Annotated in this window: 14 protein-coding genes and 1 pseudogene; 8 read left to right on the top strand and 7 right to left on the bottom strand. The window is 71.8% G+C overall.

All coding sequences use genetic code 11. The annotated features are described in order from the left end of the window. Window positions 1–280: 280 nt before the first annotated feature. Complete coding sequence (locus SNOUR_RS02715) at window positions 281–1,162, bottom strand: helix-turn-helix transcriptional regulator (RefSeq protein WP_067343514.1); 882 nt, start codon at window positions 1,160–1,162, stop codon at window positions 281–283. 287 nt (window positions 1,163–1,449) lie between these two features. Between SNOUR_RS02715 and SNOUR_RS02710 the strand changes: the two genes are divergently transcribed. Both SNOUR_RS02710 and SNOUR_RS02705 read left to right on the top strand, forming a co-directional pair. Further along, window positions 1,450–1,746, top strand: coding sequence for a putative quinol monooxygenase (locus SNOUR_RS02710; RefSeq protein WP_067343512.1), 297 nt, complete (start codon window positions 1,450–1,452; stop codon window positions 1,744–1,746). Window positions 1,747–1,841: 95 nt separating this feature from the next. Continuing rightward, window positions 1,842–2,315 (top strand): carboxymuconolactone decarboxylase family protein, encoded by a 474-nt coding sequence (locus SNOUR_RS02705; protein WP_067343510.1) that lies wholly within the window; start codon window positions 1,842–1,844, stop codon window positions 2,313–2,315. Window positions 2,316–2,502: 187 nt separating this feature from the next. On the opposite strand, the gene SNOUR_RS02700 is transcribed toward SNOUR_RS02705, so the two are convergent. Further along, window positions 2,503–3,927 carry a lamin tail domain-containing protein gene (locus SNOUR_RS02700; protein WP_079142113.1) on the bottom strand — a complete coding sequence of 475 codons (1,425 nt, stop codon included), beginning with the start codon at window positions 3,925–3,927 and terminating at the stop codon, window positions 2,503–2,505. Window positions 3,928–4,330: 403 nt separating this feature from the next. On the opposite strand from SNOUR_RS02700, the gene SNOUR_RS02695 reads away from it, so the two are divergent. The 4 genes from SNOUR_RS02695 to SNOUR_RS02680 all read left to right on the top strand — a co-directional run bounded on the left by SNOUR_RS02695 (window position 4,331) and on the right by SNOUR_RS02680 (window position 9,971). Further along, a complete protein-coding gene (locus SNOUR_RS02695; RefSeq protein ID WP_067343505.1) occupies window positions 4,331–5,203 on the top strand; it encodes a protein kinase family protein in 873 nt (290 codons plus the stop codon). A 4-nt stretch (window positions 5,204–5,207) separates the two neighbouring features. Further along, window positions 5,208–7,388, top strand: coding sequence for a serine/threonine-protein kinase (locus tag SNOUR_RS02690; RefSeq protein WP_067343503.1), 2,181 nt, complete (start codon window positions 5,208–5,210; stop codon window positions 7,386–7,388). A 36-nt stretch (window positions 7,389–7,424) separates the two neighbouring features. Beyond that, complete coding sequence (locus SNOUR_RS02685) at window positions 7,425–9,512, top strand: serine/threonine-protein kinase (RefSeq protein ID WP_067343501.1); 2,088 nt, start codon at window positions 7,425–7,427, stop codon at window positions 9,510–9,512. Between the two features lie 135 nt (window positions 9,513–9,647). Then, on the top strand, window positions 9,648–9,971 hold the full coding sequence (locus SNOUR_RS02680) for a hypothetical protein (protein WP_067343499.1): 324 nt from the start codon (window positions 9,648–9,650) through the stop codon (window positions 9,969–9,971). A 366-nt stretch (window positions 9,972–10,337) separates the two neighbouring features. Here the strand turns inward: SNOUR_RS02680 and SNOUR_RS47890 are convergent. Continuing rightward, a pseudogene (locus tag SNOUR_RS47890) lies at window positions 10,338–10,561 on the bottom strand (IS5/IS1182 family transposase); the annotation flags it as partial. A 39-nt stretch (window positions 10,562–10,600) separates the two neighbouring features. Then, window positions 10,601–11,452 carry an oxidoreductase gene (locus SNOUR_RS02670; protein WP_067343497.1) on the bottom strand — a complete coding sequence of 284 codons (852 nt, stop codon included), beginning with the start codon at window positions 11,450–11,452 and terminating at the stop codon, window positions 10,601–10,603. 205 nt (window positions 11,453–11,657) lie between these two features. Here SNOUR_RS02670 and SNOUR_RS02665 point away from each other — a divergent pair, with 205 nt between their 5' ends. Beyond that, window positions 11,658–12,530: a helix-turn-helix domain-containing protein gene (locus SNOUR_RS02665; RefSeq protein ID WP_067343495.1), complete on the top strand. Its 873-nt coding sequence runs from the start codon at window positions 11,658–11,660 to the stop codon at window positions 12,528–12,530. Here SNOUR_RS02665 and SNOUR_RS42420 read toward each other — a convergent pair. Continuing rightward, a protein-coding gene (locus SNOUR_RS42420) for an IS5 family transposase (RefSeq protein WP_376738493.1) occupies window positions 12,527–13,488 on the bottom strand; the annotation gives its coding sequence in 2 pieces (ribosomal slippage) (window positions 12,527–13,095 and window positions 13,095–13,488; 963 coding nt in all). The two genes, SNOUR_RS02665 and SNOUR_RS42420, sit on opposite strands and share 4 nt — an antisense overlap. Before the next feature lie 126 nt (window positions 13,489–13,614). Here SNOUR_RS42420 and SNOUR_RS02650 point away from each other — a divergent pair. Then, complete coding sequence (locus SNOUR_RS02650; RefSeq protein ID WP_067343492.1) at window positions 13,615–13,806, top strand: hypothetical protein; 192 nt, start codon at window positions 13,615–13,617, stop codon at window positions 13,804–13,806. Window positions 13,807–13,809: 3 nt separating this feature from the next. Here the strand turns inward: SNOUR_RS02650 and SNOUR_RS02645 are convergent, their stop codons facing one another. Together SNOUR_RS02645 and SNOUR_RS02640 are read right to left on the bottom strand one after the other, a co-directional pair. Next, on the bottom strand, window positions 13,810–14,547 hold the full coding sequence (locus tag SNOUR_RS02645) for a MerR family transcriptional regulator (RefSeq protein WP_067343490.1): 738 nt from the start codon (window positions 14,545–14,547) through the stop codon (window positions 13,810–13,812). Window positions 14,548–14,593: 46 nt separating this feature from the next. Further along, entirely contained in the window at window positions 14,594–15,505 is a 912-nt protein-coding gene (locus tag SNOUR_RS02640) for an alpha/beta fold hydrolase (protein ID WP_067343488.1), read from the bottom strand. Window positions 15,506–15,585 lie beyond the last annotated feature (80 nt).

The following is a 15,585-nucleotide window of genomic DNA, read 5'->3' as shown; positions in this document are numbered from 1 at the left end:
AGTCGCAAGGCTGCGCATTACCGCCGGGATTCCTTACCCGGAACCGCAATTCTCCCGGAGAGTAAGGGGACTGCGCCTGCACTTATTGCCTATGCCCATGTCCATGTCCATGTCGACCTTTCGCGAATTCCTTCGCTTTCGCATTTCTCCCGGCGCCGCCGAGTGGACGGAATGATCAGTAGCGGTGTTTGTGGCGACTCCTGGAAAGGGCGCACCGGGTGAACTCCGCGCGATCGTGGCCGAGGGCGCATGCGAGGAGTTCGAAGGAGAGCGGCCGGTCTCAGCGTTCGGCGCCCATCGGCAGCGTTTCGCGCGCCCAGTTGGCCAGCAGCCGCAGTGCCGTCTCCGACGGGGTTCCCTCGTCGACGGTGTGGGCGATGAGTGCCTGGTCCGGATCGTCGGGCAGCCGCAGCGTCTCGAAACCCAGGTCCAGCTCGCCCACGACGGGATGACGGTAGACGTACCGGCCGTGCGTCTTGTCCTTGAGCCGGTGCTCCGCCCATGCCGCACGGAACTCCGTGCTGCCCGCGGCGAGTTCGTCCAGCAGCTCGGCGGTGTGCGGGTCGTCCGGGTGGCGTCCGGCGTCCAGGCGGAGGTAGGCCGCCACATCGCCGGCCTTGCCGCGCCAGTCGGCGTAGAGGTTGCGCATGCCCTCGTCCAGGAACACCAGGCGGGCCAGATTGCGTTGCCGGGGCGGCAGCGCTCCGAAGTCGGTGATCAGCGCCGCGGCGAGCCGGTTCCAGGCCAGGACGTCGGTGTTCCGGCCGACGATGTACGCCGGGACGTCGGGCGTGGAGTCCAACAGCCGGCGCAACCCCGGCCGCACCTGCTGACGTTGGTCCTGCTCGCCTTCGCCGTCGAAGGCTCCCGTCTCCGGCCAGGGGCGGGCCAGGCGGTAGAGGTGCGCGCGCTCCACCGCGTCCAGGCGCAGGGCCCGGGCGACGGCGTCCAGCACCGCTTCCGAGAAGTGCAGTGTACGACCCTGCTCCAGCCGCACGTAGTGGTCGACGCTCACTCCGGCCAATTGCGCCAGCTCTTCCCGTCGCAGGCCCGGCACCCTGCGGCGTCCTCCGTATGCCGGCAACCCCAGCTCCTCCGGCCGCAGGCGGGCCCGGCGGGAGCGGAGGAACTCACCCAGTTCTGCACGTCGTTCCAATGCCATGCCGAAAGTATCGCCTCTTCGGTGCTCGGTGTCGCGGGCTCAGCCTGGTCGTGCCGTGCCCAGGCACCGGCTGCCACTGGGGAAGCCGCCGCCGGGCGGTCACAGTGGTGTGCGCCGCCGGAGGCCCTCGGTCCGTCACGGGACGGCTGGGTCGGTGCCGGCTCGGTCCGGCCGGCGCCGGCCGACCCGGCGGAGACCGCCGCGGTTCTCACCGGGACGGGCGCCGGCACGGGCCCGGCCCGCCCCTGAAAGCCAACGTTCCCGCACACAGGAGGATCCACAACACCATGTCCCTGACCGTCATCGCCGAATGCCTGGCCGCCCCCGGGTGCGAGGACCGGCTCCGCACCGCACTGGAAGCCATGATCGAACCGTCCGTGGAGGAGCCCGGCTGCCTGGCCTACCACCCCTACGCCGATCCCAACGAACCGGCCCGCATGGTGGTCGTCGAGGAGTGGGCCGATGCACAGGCCCTCGACGCGCACTTCACCACCGCCCACTTCCACCACGTCCGTCAGGTCCTGGAACGGGTCCTCGCCGAGCCGATGACGATACGGAAACTGGTGGCCGCACCCGGCGCCTGAGGCGGGCGGCGGGACCCCTCCGGCCGTCCGTGTCACAGGGCGTCGGGCCATCTCGTCTCCAGGGTGTAGCCATTGACGACCACGAAGGAACAGCCATGAACGCACGACTGAACCTCATCGCCGACCCGACCGCCGGCAAGGCCCTCAAGCACTTCATGGCGGCGGGCAGGACGCTGAAGGACTCGCCGCTGCCGGCCTCGACACAGGAGCTGGTGGCGCTGCGGGTGAGCCAGATCAACGGCTGTGCCTTCTGCATCGACATGCACACCAAGGACGCCGCGGCCGCCGGTGAGTCGTCTGTGCGGCTGAACCTGGTGGTGGCGTGGCGGGAGGCCACGGTCTTCAGCGACGCCGAGCGGGCCGCGCTGGCACTGGCGGAGGAAGGAACCCGGGTCGCGGATGCCGGCGAGGGGGTCAGCGACGAGGTGTGGGAGCTGGCCGCCAAGCACTACGACGAGGAGCAGCTCGCCACCCTGGTGACCCTGGTGTCCTTCATGAACGCGGCGAACCGGCTGAACATCATCAACCAGCAGCCGGCCGGCGACTACCAGGTCGGACAGTTCCACTGAGCGACCGCGGCCGGTGACAGCGGATCGGCCTCGGCGTCGGTATCGGCGTCAGCGTCGGTATCGGCGTTGGCGTCGGCGTCGGCAAGGGGCTCGGGGTTCGGCTGCGGGCCCCGAGCCTCTGCCAACTGTCCAACGGATAGCGGGTGTTTACCCGCTGTCCGGTCATCGGTGTGGGACGCCGTGGGTGTCAGCAGGTGATGCTGCCCTTGCGCAGTGCGTGACCGCCGTCGTTGCTGTCGTCGGCCCAGTACACCGGCTTGGAGCCGCTGACGCAGGCGTCGGCCCCGGAGACGGAGAACCCCTCGTTGTTGAGGTTGGGCATGCCGCTCGGCCGGTCGTAGACGGCCGTGGTGGCGAAGGTGCCGGAGGCGTTGACCTTCATGGTCCGGTGCTGGCCGTCGCAGGTGTCGTCGCAGACCACCCACAGACGCGAGGCCTGCGGCTCCCACTGCAGTTCCATCACGCCTGCCATGCCGCTGTCGATGGACGCGACGCGGGTGTAGGCGCCGGAGTCCTGCAGGACGTACCCGTAGACCTTGCCGGTGCCCTCGACGCCGACGAAGAAGACCCCACCGGTGTGGCCGCCGTACCGGTTCGGGTCGTAGGCCGAGCCGGTCGACTCGTCCTTGAAGCCGGATGAGGTCAGGTAGGTGTCGGGGATCCAGGTGATGCCCTCGAAGCCGAGGTTGGAACCCACCGACGGCAGGTCGGAGGTCAGGTTCCACTCCCTGGTGGCCGCCAGGGTGGTGCCGCTACCGCTGACGTCGTACCTGAGGACGGACAGACGACTGATCCCGGACGCGTCGCCGTTGCGCTCGCTGGCGACGAACACGCCGCCCGGGGAGCCGGCGCCGGTGAGCGTGACGCCCTCACTGTCCGGGGTGCCGGAACCGCCGGAGAAGCGGAGCGACTTGCCGGCCGTCCACCCGTTCGCGGCGTCCGGCTTCCAACCGCCGGAACCGTCCGGGACCAGCCGCCAGAGCTTGCCGGAGTTCTGCGCGCCCCACATCACGTCCTTCTCCTGGTACAGGCCGCTGAGGTCCTGCCCGAAGACGTCGGCGGCGTCCGCGGTCGTGACGGAACTGCCGCCGGGCCAGGCCGCAGGTGTGGTGCCGCCGTTGTCGCCGCCGCAGGCGTTGGCGGTGCCCAGGGTCACCGGGGCCGCGCCGAACGCGCCGGTGCCGTCGGGACAGCGCGACCAGGAGGGGTTGGAGTGGCTGCTGCAGCCGAAGCTGTCGACCAGGATGGTGTCGTCGGGGAGGTAGAGGCGGGCCTTGTCGGCGGAGCCCAGGCCGAACGCGTTGTGCACGTCGAAGGCACGGAACGCGCCGGGGGCCAGCGTCGTGCCGGCGGCGATCGCGTACTTCGAGCCGTCGTTGTCGTCCTTGAGGATCCAGCCCGAGACGTCGACGGCGACGGGGCCCTCGTTGTACAGCTCGATCGAGTCGTTGACGCTGCCGGTGGTCACCACCTCGTTGATGCGGATGTCGTCCGCCGGGGCGGCGTGGGCCGAAGGCGCCAGCACCGTGCCGACGACCAGCGTGGGGCCGGCGACGGCGGCGGAGAGGAAGGCGAGGCGACGGCGCCGACGGGGAGCGGGTACTTCGGGCACGATGTCCGTCCTCCAGAGCGTGGTGACAGGGCGACAAGAGATTTCCGGTGCCTGTCGAACGACTGCCAGCGGGCGGGGGTTGGTCCTGTGAACGCCGGCCGAAATGCGGTGTGCGGACGAACACGCGCCGCTGTGCCCCGGAGTGCGGCGCGGGGGAACACTTCCGGCCGCTCCGTGTCCGCGCGTCGGGACGCCGGAGATGGCCGCGGCGGTCTGTGCGGTGAGCGGTCGGGCCCGTCCTCGCGACGCTCTTCTCGCTCCTCCCGCCGGGCAAAATGCGCACTTCGCACGCCGGGCGGGCGCCGGTGGGCACCCGTCGCCCCGGATGCGGCCCCGATGCCCAGGCGGGTCCGCGCCGTATATAGGCTCATGGCCGAAACGAGCCTGATGGGGGAGAAGCCGAGTGGACAGGCTGCGGCAGGACGATCCTGCGCGGATCGGGGATTTTTTGACGTTGGCCCGTCTCGACGCCGACGGCAGTCGGGGCGTTCCCGAACGTCGCTATCTGGCCCGCAGCGCCGAGGGCGGGCACACCGTGGTGGCGTGCCTGCCGCCGCCCGGCGGCGACCCGGCGCGGTGGGCGGCCGAGGCCCAACAGGCCGCCCGGTTGACCCAGCCCGGGTTCTGGCCGGTCGCCCAGCTCGGCGGGACGGCGGGATTCCCCTGGCACGCCGCGCCCTACCGGCCCGCCCTGCCACTGCCGGCCGTCCTCGCCGCGCACGGCGGCCCGCTGCCGGAACCGCTCGTCCGCACGCTCGGCGGCACCCTGGCCGAAGCTCTGGCCTCGGCCCACGTCCTGGGCATCGTGCACGGCGGCGTGTGCCCGGCGGGCGTGCTGCTGACCGCCTGCGGCCCGCTCCTGGCGTGCTTCGGCGCGACCCGCGCGCACCCGATGACCGACACCTCGTCCGCTCGCCCGACCGGGCCGGACACCGGCTGCCTGGCTCCCGAACTGGCCGCGGGCGGCCCGGTGGAGCGGGCTGCGGACGTCTACGCCCTGGGTGCGGTGCTGGCGTACGCGGCGACCGGGCACACGGTGCCCGAGCGGCAGGAGATCCCCGCCGGCCTGCGGGACATCGTCACCGCGTGCCGCTCGCGCGACCCACAGGGCCGACCCGAACCGGCAAGGGTGCTGGCGGAGTTGCTGCCGGGCGCGGCGTACGGCGGACTGGCCGGCGCCACCGAGCCGCTGTCGCTGCCCGGCCGGGTCGTCGAGGCGCTGTCCCGTCAGTCGGCGGAGGTCCTCGCCGCCGCACTTCCCACCCACGAGCGGTGAGGCCATGATCTCCCCACTTCTGCACGACGACCCGTACACCGTCGGGCCGTTCCGGATCCTCGCCCGCCTCGGCGGAGGCGGCATGGGCACCGTCTACCTGGCCCGTTCGGCAGGCGGCCGCACGGTCGCGGTGAAGACGCTGCACACCCGCCTCGCCGCGGACACCACACTGCGCACCCGTTTCCGGCTGGAGACGGACGCGGCTCGCGTCGTCGGCTCCGAACACGGGGCCCTGGTCGTCGACGCCGACCCCCAGGCACCGACCCCGTGGATGGCGACCGAGTACGTCCTCGGCCCGCCGCTGGACACCGCCGTCGAGGCCGGCGGACCGCTGCCCGAGCCGGCCGTGCGCGCCCTCGGCGCGTCCCTCGCCGCCGGGTTGGAGCAGCTGCACCGGTCCGAGGTGGTGCACCGCGACCTGAAGCCGTCCAACGTGCTGGTGACGGCGCAGGGCCCGCGGATCATCGACTTCGGCATCGCCCGGGCCTTCGGCGACGAACACCTGACGAACGTCGGCAACGCCGTGGGCACGCCCGCGTTCATGTCGCCCGAGCAGGCGGCGGGACTGGAACACGCGGCGGCGGGCGATGTGTTCGCCCTGGCCGGGGTGCTGGTCTTTGCCGCCACCGGCCGCGGCCCGTTCGGCGGCGGGGCCCCCACCGACCTGCTGTACCGCGTCCGGTTCGGCGAGCCGGACCTCGGAGGGGTCCCCGAGTCGCTGCTGCCCCTGCTCGCCCGTTGCCTGGCCAAGGACCCCGCGCAGCGCCCGTCCACCACCGAGCTGCGCACCGCGCTGGGCGGGGCCCCGTACGCCCCGGGCGACCGCGGCGGCTTCGCGGACCTGCTGCCCGACGCGGTGCTGCGGGAGATCTCCCGGCGCAGCGACGAGGTGTGGCACGAGCCGCCGCACCGCCTGCCGCCGCCGGCGCCCGTCGAGGCGCCGCGGGCCGAGGCCGCCCCCGCAGCGGGTGTCTCGCGGCGGCGGCTGCTGGCCGTGGCCGGCGGTGCCCTCCTGGGCGGCGGCCTCCTCGGCGGCGGTGGCTGGGCCCTCTTCGGGGGCTCCGACGACACCGGCGGCGGCACCGCCAAGAAGGACGCCGTCGACCGGCCCAAGCCTCCGGCGCCGCTGTGGAGCGCCCCCCTGTGGTGCCCGGAGACCGGCGGCGAGGTGATGCGGGTGGGCCACAACCTGGCCATGCGCGCGGGCATCGTACTGTGCGGCATCAACGCCGAGTCCGGCCAGTCGACTTGGCAGGCCAACATCGAGGACATCTGGCGCTCGGCCACCGACGGAACCCGGGTGTACGCCCTGCGGGGGTACCAGGAGGCGGCGTCGCTGGCGGTGTGCGAGGTCGCGCAGACCAGCGGAGAACTGGGCAAGCCGCTGGTGGAACTCTCCGCGTTCGCCGGCAAGGAGCAGTACAACCAACTGCTGTGCGTAGTAGACGGCACCGCCTACCTGGTGGCCCGGGCCGCCACCGGCAAGGGTTGGTACCTGGTCGCGGCCGACCTGCGCACCGGCAAGGAACACTGGCGCAGCCCGGTGGACGACCCGCCGGCCGCGAACGTCCCGCCGGCGCTGTTCGGTGGCGTGGTGGGATCCCGGGTGGTGCTGTGCGGCAGCCCGGACAAGGACTCCAAGTTCATCCACCTCTCCGTGCACGGCAAGGCCGACGGCCACCAACTGTGGCAGCTCGCCGAGACGTTCGCGGGCACCCCGCCGACCCGGCTGGTCGCCGACGACCGCAACCTGTACCTGGGCGCGGAGACCCTCACCGCCCGCCGCCTGTCCGACGGCGGGTTGGAGTGGATGTTCGGCAACGGGCGCGACGTCGGCGACAGCGCGGGCGAGGAACGGCGGTACGGCACGCCCACTGTCCAGGACGGAGTGGTCTACTGCACCGAGGGCGACCGGGGTCTGATCTCCGTGGACGCCCTCTCCGGCACGCTCAACTGGCAGGAACAGGGGCTGTCCGGCCGCAAGAGCAAGCGCGAGGTGGCCCCGGCCGTCGGCAAGCAGTACGCCTACTGCGCCGACGACACGGGCGTCCGCGCAGTCGACCTGCGCACCCGCAAGGCCGTCTGGACCTACCAGTCCGAGCCCGTGGTCCTGACCGGCGACCCCGACGGCGGCCGGCTGTACCTCCGCCTGGAGAAGCGGACCATCGCCCTCCCGTTCGCCTGACCCCCGCCCCCTTCTCGATCCAGGAGACGACCACCTGTGAAACCCCTCGGCCAGGGAGACCCGCTGCGCCTGGGCCCCTACCGCCTGCACGGCGTCCTCGGCGAGGGCGGCATGGGCAAGGTGTACTTCGGCGCGGACGCCGCCGGACGCCCCGCCGCGGTGAAGGTGCTGCTGCCGGAGCTCGCCCACGACGGGCACCTGGCCGATCGCTTCCTCCGGGAGGCGCGGACCGCGCAGGCGGTGACCAGCGAGGGCGTGGCGCGCGTCCTGGCCGCCGAGTTGGAGGGCGGCAGGCCGTGGATCGCCACGGAGTTCCTGGCCGGTCCGACGCTGGACGACGCCGTCGAGCGCTTCGGACCGCTGGACGACGCCGCCGTGCGGGAACTGGCCCGGTCGCTGGCCCGAACGCTCCAGGACGTGCACGCCACGGGGCTGGTCCACCGGGACGTCAAACCCCCCAACGTCGTCCTCACCTCGCGCGGCCCGCGCCTGATCGACTTCGGCATCGCCCGTCCCGAACACGGCCTGACCCTCACCCGCACCGGGCAGATCCCGGTCACCCCCGGCTACGGCGCGCCGGAACAGGTCCTGGGACGGCGCGTCGGACCGGCGGCCGACGTCTTCTCCCTCGGCGCGGTCCTCGCCTTCGCCGCGGGCGGCCGGCCGGTGTACACCGGCGCCGAGATCACGGCCGTCCTGTACGAGGTCGTGCACGGGGAACCCGACCTGGAGGCCGTTCCCGAGGGCCTGCGGTACCTCGTCGTGCCCTGCTTCGCCAAGGACCCGGCGGCGCGTCCGCTGCCCAGTCAGGTCGCCGACGCCGCCGCGGCGCCGCGGCAGCCCGAACGGCTCTGGAAGGCCGCTCGGTTGGGCGACGAGATCCGGCAACGGGAGGCCGCAGCACGCCGCCTGATGGCCCGTCCGACCGGCCCCTCGCCCGCCCTCGGGGACGGCACCGCCGGCGGCAACCTCCGCCTCACCCGGCGGCGGCTGCTGCTCGCCGCCGGCGGCGGGGCGCTGCTGGCCGCGGGCGGCGGCGGCACCGCCTGGTGGCTCAGCCGCGGTGACGCCCCGTCCGACCCCTTCGACATCCCGCCGCCGGCGAAGGTGCAGGCGGCGCAGCTCGGCTCCGCCGAAGGCTCCCCGACCCCGCTGTGGGGCCCCGTCGAGGACGTGGCCGACGCCGGGTCACCGGCTCCGCTGCCGATACGCGATGTGGTGGTGTTCGCGGCCTCCGGCGGCGGCATCGCGGCGCGCCGGGTCGTCGACGGCCGGGAGCGGTGGCGGGTCGGCGACGCGAAGGCGGAGGCCGGCTACCTCTCGATCGGGGACCGCCTGGTGGCCACCGCCGACGGTGAGGGGACCCTGCGCACCTGGGTGGCCGCCACCGGATCCCCCCGGTGGACGGTGGACGCCCAGGTGGGCGCCCTCCTGGCCGCGGACGCCCACGCCGTCTACCTGCTGACCTCCGACGGCCGGCTGCGCTGCGTGGGGACCGACGGAAAGGTGCGGTGGACCCAGCAGCCGCCGTTGGCGCTGTCCGGCGGCCACCCCGTCGCGGCCCTCGGCGCCGGCCACCTGGTGCTGTGCACGGAGACCGGCGACATGGCCGCGGTCCGCGCGCAGGACGGTTCCCGTGCCTGGGTCCGCAAGGGACAGGCCGAAGGACCGTTGCGGCCCGCCGTCGACGGCGGAACCGCCTACCTCGGCGGCCGCACTCTGACCGCGGTGCGGATCACCGACGGCCACGAGTTGTGGTCCCAGAACCCGCTACGGCCGCCCAGGCGGGGCACCTACGGTTGGGGCCCGCCCGCGGTGGCCGGCGGGGTGGTCTATGCCTTGGACTGCGACGCGCTGCGGTCGCTGCACTCCGACGGCAGCCAGGCCGCCGACCCGGTGATGATCGGCGGTGTCACCCCGCCGTGGCGACCACCGGTCGTCCAGGGCAACGGCGTCTGGATCGTGGAGAGCGAGGACACCGGGGTGAGCGGCCTGCCGCGCTCCGGAGGCAACCAGCGCCAGACCTACGCCCTCACCGGCGGCCAGTCCCGCTCCATCGCCGCCAGCGGCAACCGCCTCTTCGTCCTCAACCGCACGTCACTGCTGGCGCTGCCGGTGTACTAGGCCGGTGTCCGGCGCATCCCTCCAGGGGGCTCAGCACCGCGGCGCGGTGTCATTCGGCGCTCACCGGTGGCGATGCGCCATGGCGTGCGGTGTGCTGCCAGGGGAAGGACCCGTCCCCGTACCTCTGGAGAGACCGTGACCATCGCCCTCGACAAGCTGACCGAGCCGGCCGTGCGCGCCTTCGTGGGCGCGCTCAACGCCGGCGACCGCGCGGCCTTCGCCGCCGCCCTCACGCCCGGGGCCACCATGTCCGACGACGGCTCGGACCGCGACGTCGCGGACTGGACCGAGCGCGAGATCTTCTCCTCGGGCGGCCACATGGACATCGAGACGCAGACGCACGACGGACTCGGCCTGGTCGCCAACTACCGCAACGACACCTGGGGCGAGATGCGCACCGCCTGGCGCTTCACGGTCGACGGCGGAAAGGTCAGCCGATTCGAAACCGGGCAAGCCTAGCCCGAGGTGTGCCCGGCGAGCCACGGACAACGCCCCGATCGACAGCCCGCATGCACCCGATCTCAACCCGCCTCCCTGGCGCGCATGGATCGTTGAACGCGCGGGACAGCCGTGGCCGTCCAGGACTGCCCCCTCGAAGGAATTCCTGTGCAGCGAGGAGTTCTTAGGGCCGCACACGGCCACCGCGCTGCACCTTCTCACCGTGACGGGCCCGCCCCCGGTCCGAGCAGGCGGTCGAGCTCGGCCGTCGTTGCCTCACGCATGCCGGAGGGCCGGTTGAGGAAACACAGCTGAGTGACGACGGTCCCGGAGCCGACGAGTTGGCGAACCGGATGCAGGAAGCCCGCTCAGCCCGCTGTCTGCTCTGCGCCAGTTGCCGTCGGCCGCGAGGTGGATCTTTGTGGTCGGTCCACCGTGGGACCGGCCGATGGCATGGTCGTCGGGCTCACCGGCCGGGGCCCCTTCTTGCGGGCCCCGGCCGCGTGCCGGTGAGCGCGCACGATCGTGGAGTCCACCGAGACGGCCCAGTCCAGGTCCTCGTCCGCGTCGGCCTGGGCCATGAGCGCGGTGAACACCCGCTCCCAGGTGCCGCGGTGTGAACGGCTCCGCGGGCCCGACAGCGAGTGACCTCAGACGGACCGGCTGACGTCGTCGAAGTCGGTGGAGGCCGACAGCTCGGACCATGCCAGCATGTCGCGTTCGAAGGCGTCGCGTCCGGCCTGGACGAGCCGAAGCGCGTCGGTGCCGAGCAGCAGGCGCGTCGGCGGCTGGTCGGCAGCCACGATGCGAAGCACCGCGGCCGCGGCCTTGTCCGGGTCGCCGGGCTGGTGCCCGCTGCCGTGGATGCGCCGGGCGCGCAGCGGCTCGAACAGCTCGTCGTAGTCGGCGATCACACGGGGTGCGCGGATCATCGAGCGGCCGGCCCAGTCGGTCCGGAAGCTGCCCGGCTCGACGGCGGTGACATGGATGCCGAAATCGGCGACCTCCTTGCCGAGCGTTTCGAGGATGCCCTCCACCGCGAACTTGCTGCCGTGGTAGAAGCTGAGGCCCGGCATGGTGATCAGCCCGCCCATCGAGGTGACGGCGATGATGTGGCCGCAGCGGCGCTCCCGCATGCGCGGCAGCACGGCCTTGATCACCGCCACGGTTCCGTAGACGTTCACCTCGAACTGACGGCGAAGGTCATCCATCGACGACTCCTCGAAGAGGCCGTCATGGCCGTACCCGGCGTTGGCGACGAGTACGTCGACCGGGCCCAGGTCGCGCTCGGTCTCGTCCACGACCGTGTCCACCGCGTCATGGTCGGTCACGTCCAGGATGCGGGCGTGCGCGTCGCCGTCGAGCGCCTCAAAGGCCCGTGCGTCGGCGGGCGTGCGCACCGTGCCCACCACCCGGTGGCCCGCGGCCAACGCCGCGCGCGCGAGTGCGCGGCCCAGGCCGGTGCTGACGCCGGTGATCAGGAATGTCTTGGTGTCCGACACAGGAGTTCCCTTCGTGCGATGCGAACAGGGGCCGGCCGGGGCGATTGGGCCCCGGCCGGTCTGGACGCGTTCCACTTCAGCACCCGAATCGGCTGCTGATCGGTTTGTGGGGGGTCTGCTTCGTCCCGGGGACAGCCGGACCGGGGGACTGCCAGTCCCCCCTTCGCGGGCCGTCGGGGCGATCTCGGGCCCTATCGTGAACGGCATGGACCGCAACACAGCTCTCGGTGAGTTCCTCCGCTCTCGGCGGGCACGAATCACCCCGCGCCAGGCGGGCCTGTCCGACGACGGCGGCTCTCGGCGGGTGCCAGGACTGCGCCGTGAAGAGGTCGCGCAACTGGCGGGCGTGAGCGTCGACTACTACGTACGCCTGGAACGCGGACGCCGACTGAATGTCTCCAAGACCGTGCTGGACGCCATCTCCCGCGCGCTACGCCTCGATCCCGTCGAACGCACCCATCTGTTCCAGCTCGCCAAACCCGCCGCAGGCAGGCCCCGCCGAACGGCGACGCGTCCGCAGCCGGTCCGCCCGGGGCTGCGCGACCTGCTCCGGATCCTCGAGCACACCCCCGCACTCGTGCTGGGGCGGCGACTGGACGTACTCGCGTCCAACCAGATGGCACGTGCGCTGCTCACCGACTTCGATGCGCTGCCGCACCGCGAGCGAAACCTGGTGCGGTTCATGTTCTGCGACGAGACCGCCCGCTCGCTGTACACCCACTGGGACACCCACGCCCAGGACATCGTCGCCTCGCTCCGGCGCGACGCCGGACGCCATCGCCACGATCCACTGCTGGCCGAACTCGTCGGCGAACTCTCGATCAGGGATGAGGACTTCCGTCGCTGGTGGGCCGACCAGAACGTGTATCGGCACACGCATGGCAGCAAACACTTCCACCACCCGATCGTCGGCCCGCTCACCCTCAATTACGAGTCCCTCACCCTGCCCGCCGACCCGGACCAGCGGCTGAGTGTCTACACCGCCGAGGAAGGCTCCAGCTCCGAAGGGGCGCTTCGGCTACTGGCCGCGTGGATACGGCAGCCCGAGACCTCGTACGAGCGGCACGCAGATCATTAGGGCGCTTCTGATGGCTCTTGGACGGTGTCGCGGAGCCAGATGACGATCGCTGCAACGGTCAGGGTGCCGTTGAAGATGTAGTCACGTTTGTCGTACCTGCTGGCCACTGCGCGGTGCTGCTTCCACTTGCTGACGCATCGCTCGACAGCGCTGCGGTGGCGGTACTGGGTCTTGTCGAATGCCGGAGGTCGTCCGCCGGCCTGGCCTTTGCGCCGGCGGTTGGCCCGTTGGTCATCGGGCTGGGCGATGGTCGCCTTGATGCCCCGTCGTCGTAGGTAAGCACGGTTGTCGTAGCTGGAGTACGCCTTGTCACCGCGGACGCGATCCGGCCGGCTACGAGGCCGACCCGACCCGCGCCGTCGGATGCGTAGGCCCTCCAGCACGGGGATGAACATGGGGCTGTCGCCCCGTTGGCCTGGAGAGGTCTGCCAGGTCAACGGGCGGGCCCGGTCATCGGCCAGCAGATGGACTTTGCTGGTCAGTCCGCCTCTTGAACGCCCCAGCGCCTCACGCCCATCGTCTTCCACACGCGCACCGCCCCCTTTTGCGGAAAGTCCCGCGGCGGCCGGCGGCGGGCACCGGCCGCGTGCTGGTGTGCGCGGCAGGACGTGGAGTCGATGTTCACCGCCCACTCCCGCCGGCGCTGCACGCTTTCCTTCTCGACGTCTTTGGCCAGGGTCCCGTCGGGGTCGGTGGCGTCAGCCTCGATCTGTAACTCGGTCAGGATCTGCTGCCAGGTACCGTCAGCTGACCAGCGGCGGTGCCGTTCATAAACGGTCTGCCAGGGGCCATATCGTTCGGGAAGGTCCGGCCAGGGAACGCCGGTACGGGCCCGGAACAGCACCCCGTTGATCACCGTGCGGTGATCGGCCCATTGCCCGCCGGGCTTGCCGTTGGCGGGCAGTAAAGCCTCGATCTTCTGCCACTGCGCGTCCGTGAGCTCATGTCGCCGCACCATAAGACGCAACTGCCCAGCCGGAGCACTGATCCACCACCACCCCGGCAAGAGCCATCAGAAGCGCCCTAGACGCCCGTCGGTCCGCGAGGAGCGGTCGGCCATAGTGGCTGCGTCCCATGGGCCGGGATGGGCGTTACGGAACACCGGCAGACCTTGCGCCCCACCGCCGGTGTCCCGAAACCCTCGTCGAGGGGGAAGGACCTGGACTCGATCGACACGTATGCCGCCTTCACTGCGGACCTCACGCTGTTGTCCGAGGAGCAGGGCAGTACGGACGTGGTCGTCGGCTCCGGCATCGTGACGCGACTCCCGCACTGAGCCTCAGCTGTCGTGCCGGGCGGTTCGGCGCCGCTCTGCGCGGTGGGCGAGCGCATCGAGGATGCGTTGCCATGCCGGCGATGCCTCGGAGATCCGGGAAGAGACCAGCTCCCGGGACCCTGCCCGGTGGCTGTCCCGTTCGTGCTTGATGTGCCATGCGTCCAGGTCGTCGATGAGCCGGTCCAGGCGTGGATCGTGCGGATCCCAGTCGACTGCTTGATCACAGGCGAGGTACAGGCGCGTCGTCTCCGGGTCGTCGAAGCCGGCGTTCTTCTCCCGTATCCGCTGCGGCATGGCGTGCGGGTCCAGTGCCTGCATCAGGATCCATGAGTCGCGCTCCAGCCGCACCCGCAGTTCGCTGACCCCGAGACCGCGCATCCGGTCCAGGATGGCGACCACCTCCGCGGGCAGGAAGAGCCTTTCGCCGGCGGCCAGTTCGGCGATCCTGCGGCGGTACTCGGTGAGCTGGTCGATCTTGCGCTGCAACGCGGCGTCGATGTCGGTGACGGCCGCGTCGAATGCGGCCGGCTGGGCATGCAGCAGCGCGTCGATACGGGCCAGCGGCACCCCCGCGTCGGCGAGGGTCCTGATCCGGATGAGATCCACCGCCGCCTGCGCGCTGTAGCGGCGGTAGCCGGAGGCATCGCGCTCGGGCTCGGGCAACAGCCCGACGTGGTGGTAGTGGCGAACGGTGCGCACGGTCACGCCGGCGGTTGCCGCGAGCTGGCCGATGGTGAGCACCGTCCTCCTCGGGTCCTCGTAAAAAACGTGGTCCGGCCGAGTCTAATCAGGCGCGGGCTCGGGCGACGACATCGCGGATCGCCTGGACCACGGCATCGGGGCGGTCGAAGCAGAGCCGGTGGTGGCTGGTGTCGGAGATGATGCGTTGTTCCCCGTGCGAGACCGCGCTCACCAGGGCCGCGTCCATTCTCATGTGACCCTCGTGCATCTCCCGCAGCGTCCGCTCCGACGTCACCGCCTGTTGGGCGGGGTCGGCGCCGACCACGGTGAGCGCAACCACCGGGACGTCGGGGATGTTCGGCCCGGCCCGCAGTTCGGCGGCGAGTTCGGCCAACTTGGTGCGCTCGGCGATGCCGATGTGGGCCCAGGCGTCACTCACCTTGGCATCGACCAGCGCTTGCCGCAGGCGCTCGGGGTAGTCCGCGAGCAACTCCGCGAACATCTCGCGCAGGGCCGGACGCAGCTGTTCCAACTGCTCCCGACCAGGCGCCATCCGCTCGACCGCGGCCAGCCGCGCCGTGGGCGGCATGAATTCGTCCCAGTCGCGGTGGAAGGCGTCCAACCAGACCAGCCCGGCCACGTCCTGCGGGTACAGCTGCGCGAACCGGTGCGCGTAGAAGCCGCCGAGGGAGTGCGGCACCAGCACGTAGGGGGCGGCGATGTGCTGGGCGTGCAGCAGGTCGTGCAGTTCCGTGGCGACCGCGGCGGCGGTGCGCGGCAGCGGCAGGGGATCGCTGTAGCCCGTGCCGCCGCGGTCGTACACCACGGTGGTGGTGAACTGCGAAACCTGCTGCTGGACACCGAAGTAGTCCAGGCCGACCGCGCTGGCGCCGGGCAGGAACACCACGGCCGGTCCGCCGTTGCCCGACCGCCGCACGAAGACGCGGCGGCCGTCGATCTCCTGGAACCCTCCGATCGGCGGAGCGGGCCGAACCGGGGAAGTGCTGTTGTTCGTCATGCGACCAGCCTTCAACCCTGACGCACGGTCAAGGTCAAGCCCGTCCCCTGCGGTTGGCGTCCCCTGACGGCTGCACCTCG

The sequence above is a fragment of the Streptomyces noursei ATCC 11455 genome (assembly GCF_001704275.1).
In the GTDB taxonomy this organism is placed as follows: domain Bacteria; phylum Actinomycetota; class Actinomycetes; order Streptomycetales; family Streptomycetaceae; genus Streptomyces; species Streptomyces noursei.
Note: the sequence above shows the minus strand (reverse complement) of the source record. Positions and strands in the feature narration are given on the sequence as shown.

Excerpts from the sequence above, each read along its gene's own strand:
- SNOUR_RS02640 (WP_067343488.1), bottom strand. The coding sequence starts at position 15,505 with ATGACGAACAACAGCACTTCCCCGGTTCGGCCCGCTCCGCCGATCGGA.
- SNOUR_RS02710 (WP_067343512.1), top strand. The coding sequence starts at position 1,450 with ATGTCCCTGACCGTCATCGCCGAATGCCTGGCCGCCCCCGGGTGCGAG.
- SNOUR_RS02665 (WP_067343495.1), top strand. The coding sequence starts at position 11,658 with ATGGACCGCAACACAGCTCTCGGTGAGTTCCTCCGCTCTCGGCGGGCA.
- SNOUR_RS02650 (WP_067343492.1), top strand. The coding sequence starts at position 13,615 with ATGGGCGTTACGGAACACCGGCAGACCTTGCGCCCCACCGCCGGTGTC.
- SNOUR_RS02705 (WP_067343510.1), top strand. The coding sequence starts at position 1,842 with ATGAACGCACGACTGAACCTCATCGCCGACCCGACCGCCGGCAAGGCC.
- SNOUR_RS02690 (WP_067343503.1), top strand. The coding sequence starts at position 5,208 with ATGATCTCCCCACTTCTGCACGACGACCCGTACACCGTCGGGCCGTTC.
- SNOUR_RS02715 (WP_067343514.1), bottom strand. The coding sequence starts at position 1,162 with ATGGCATTGGAACGACGTGCAGAACTGGGTGAGTTCCTCCGCTCCCGC.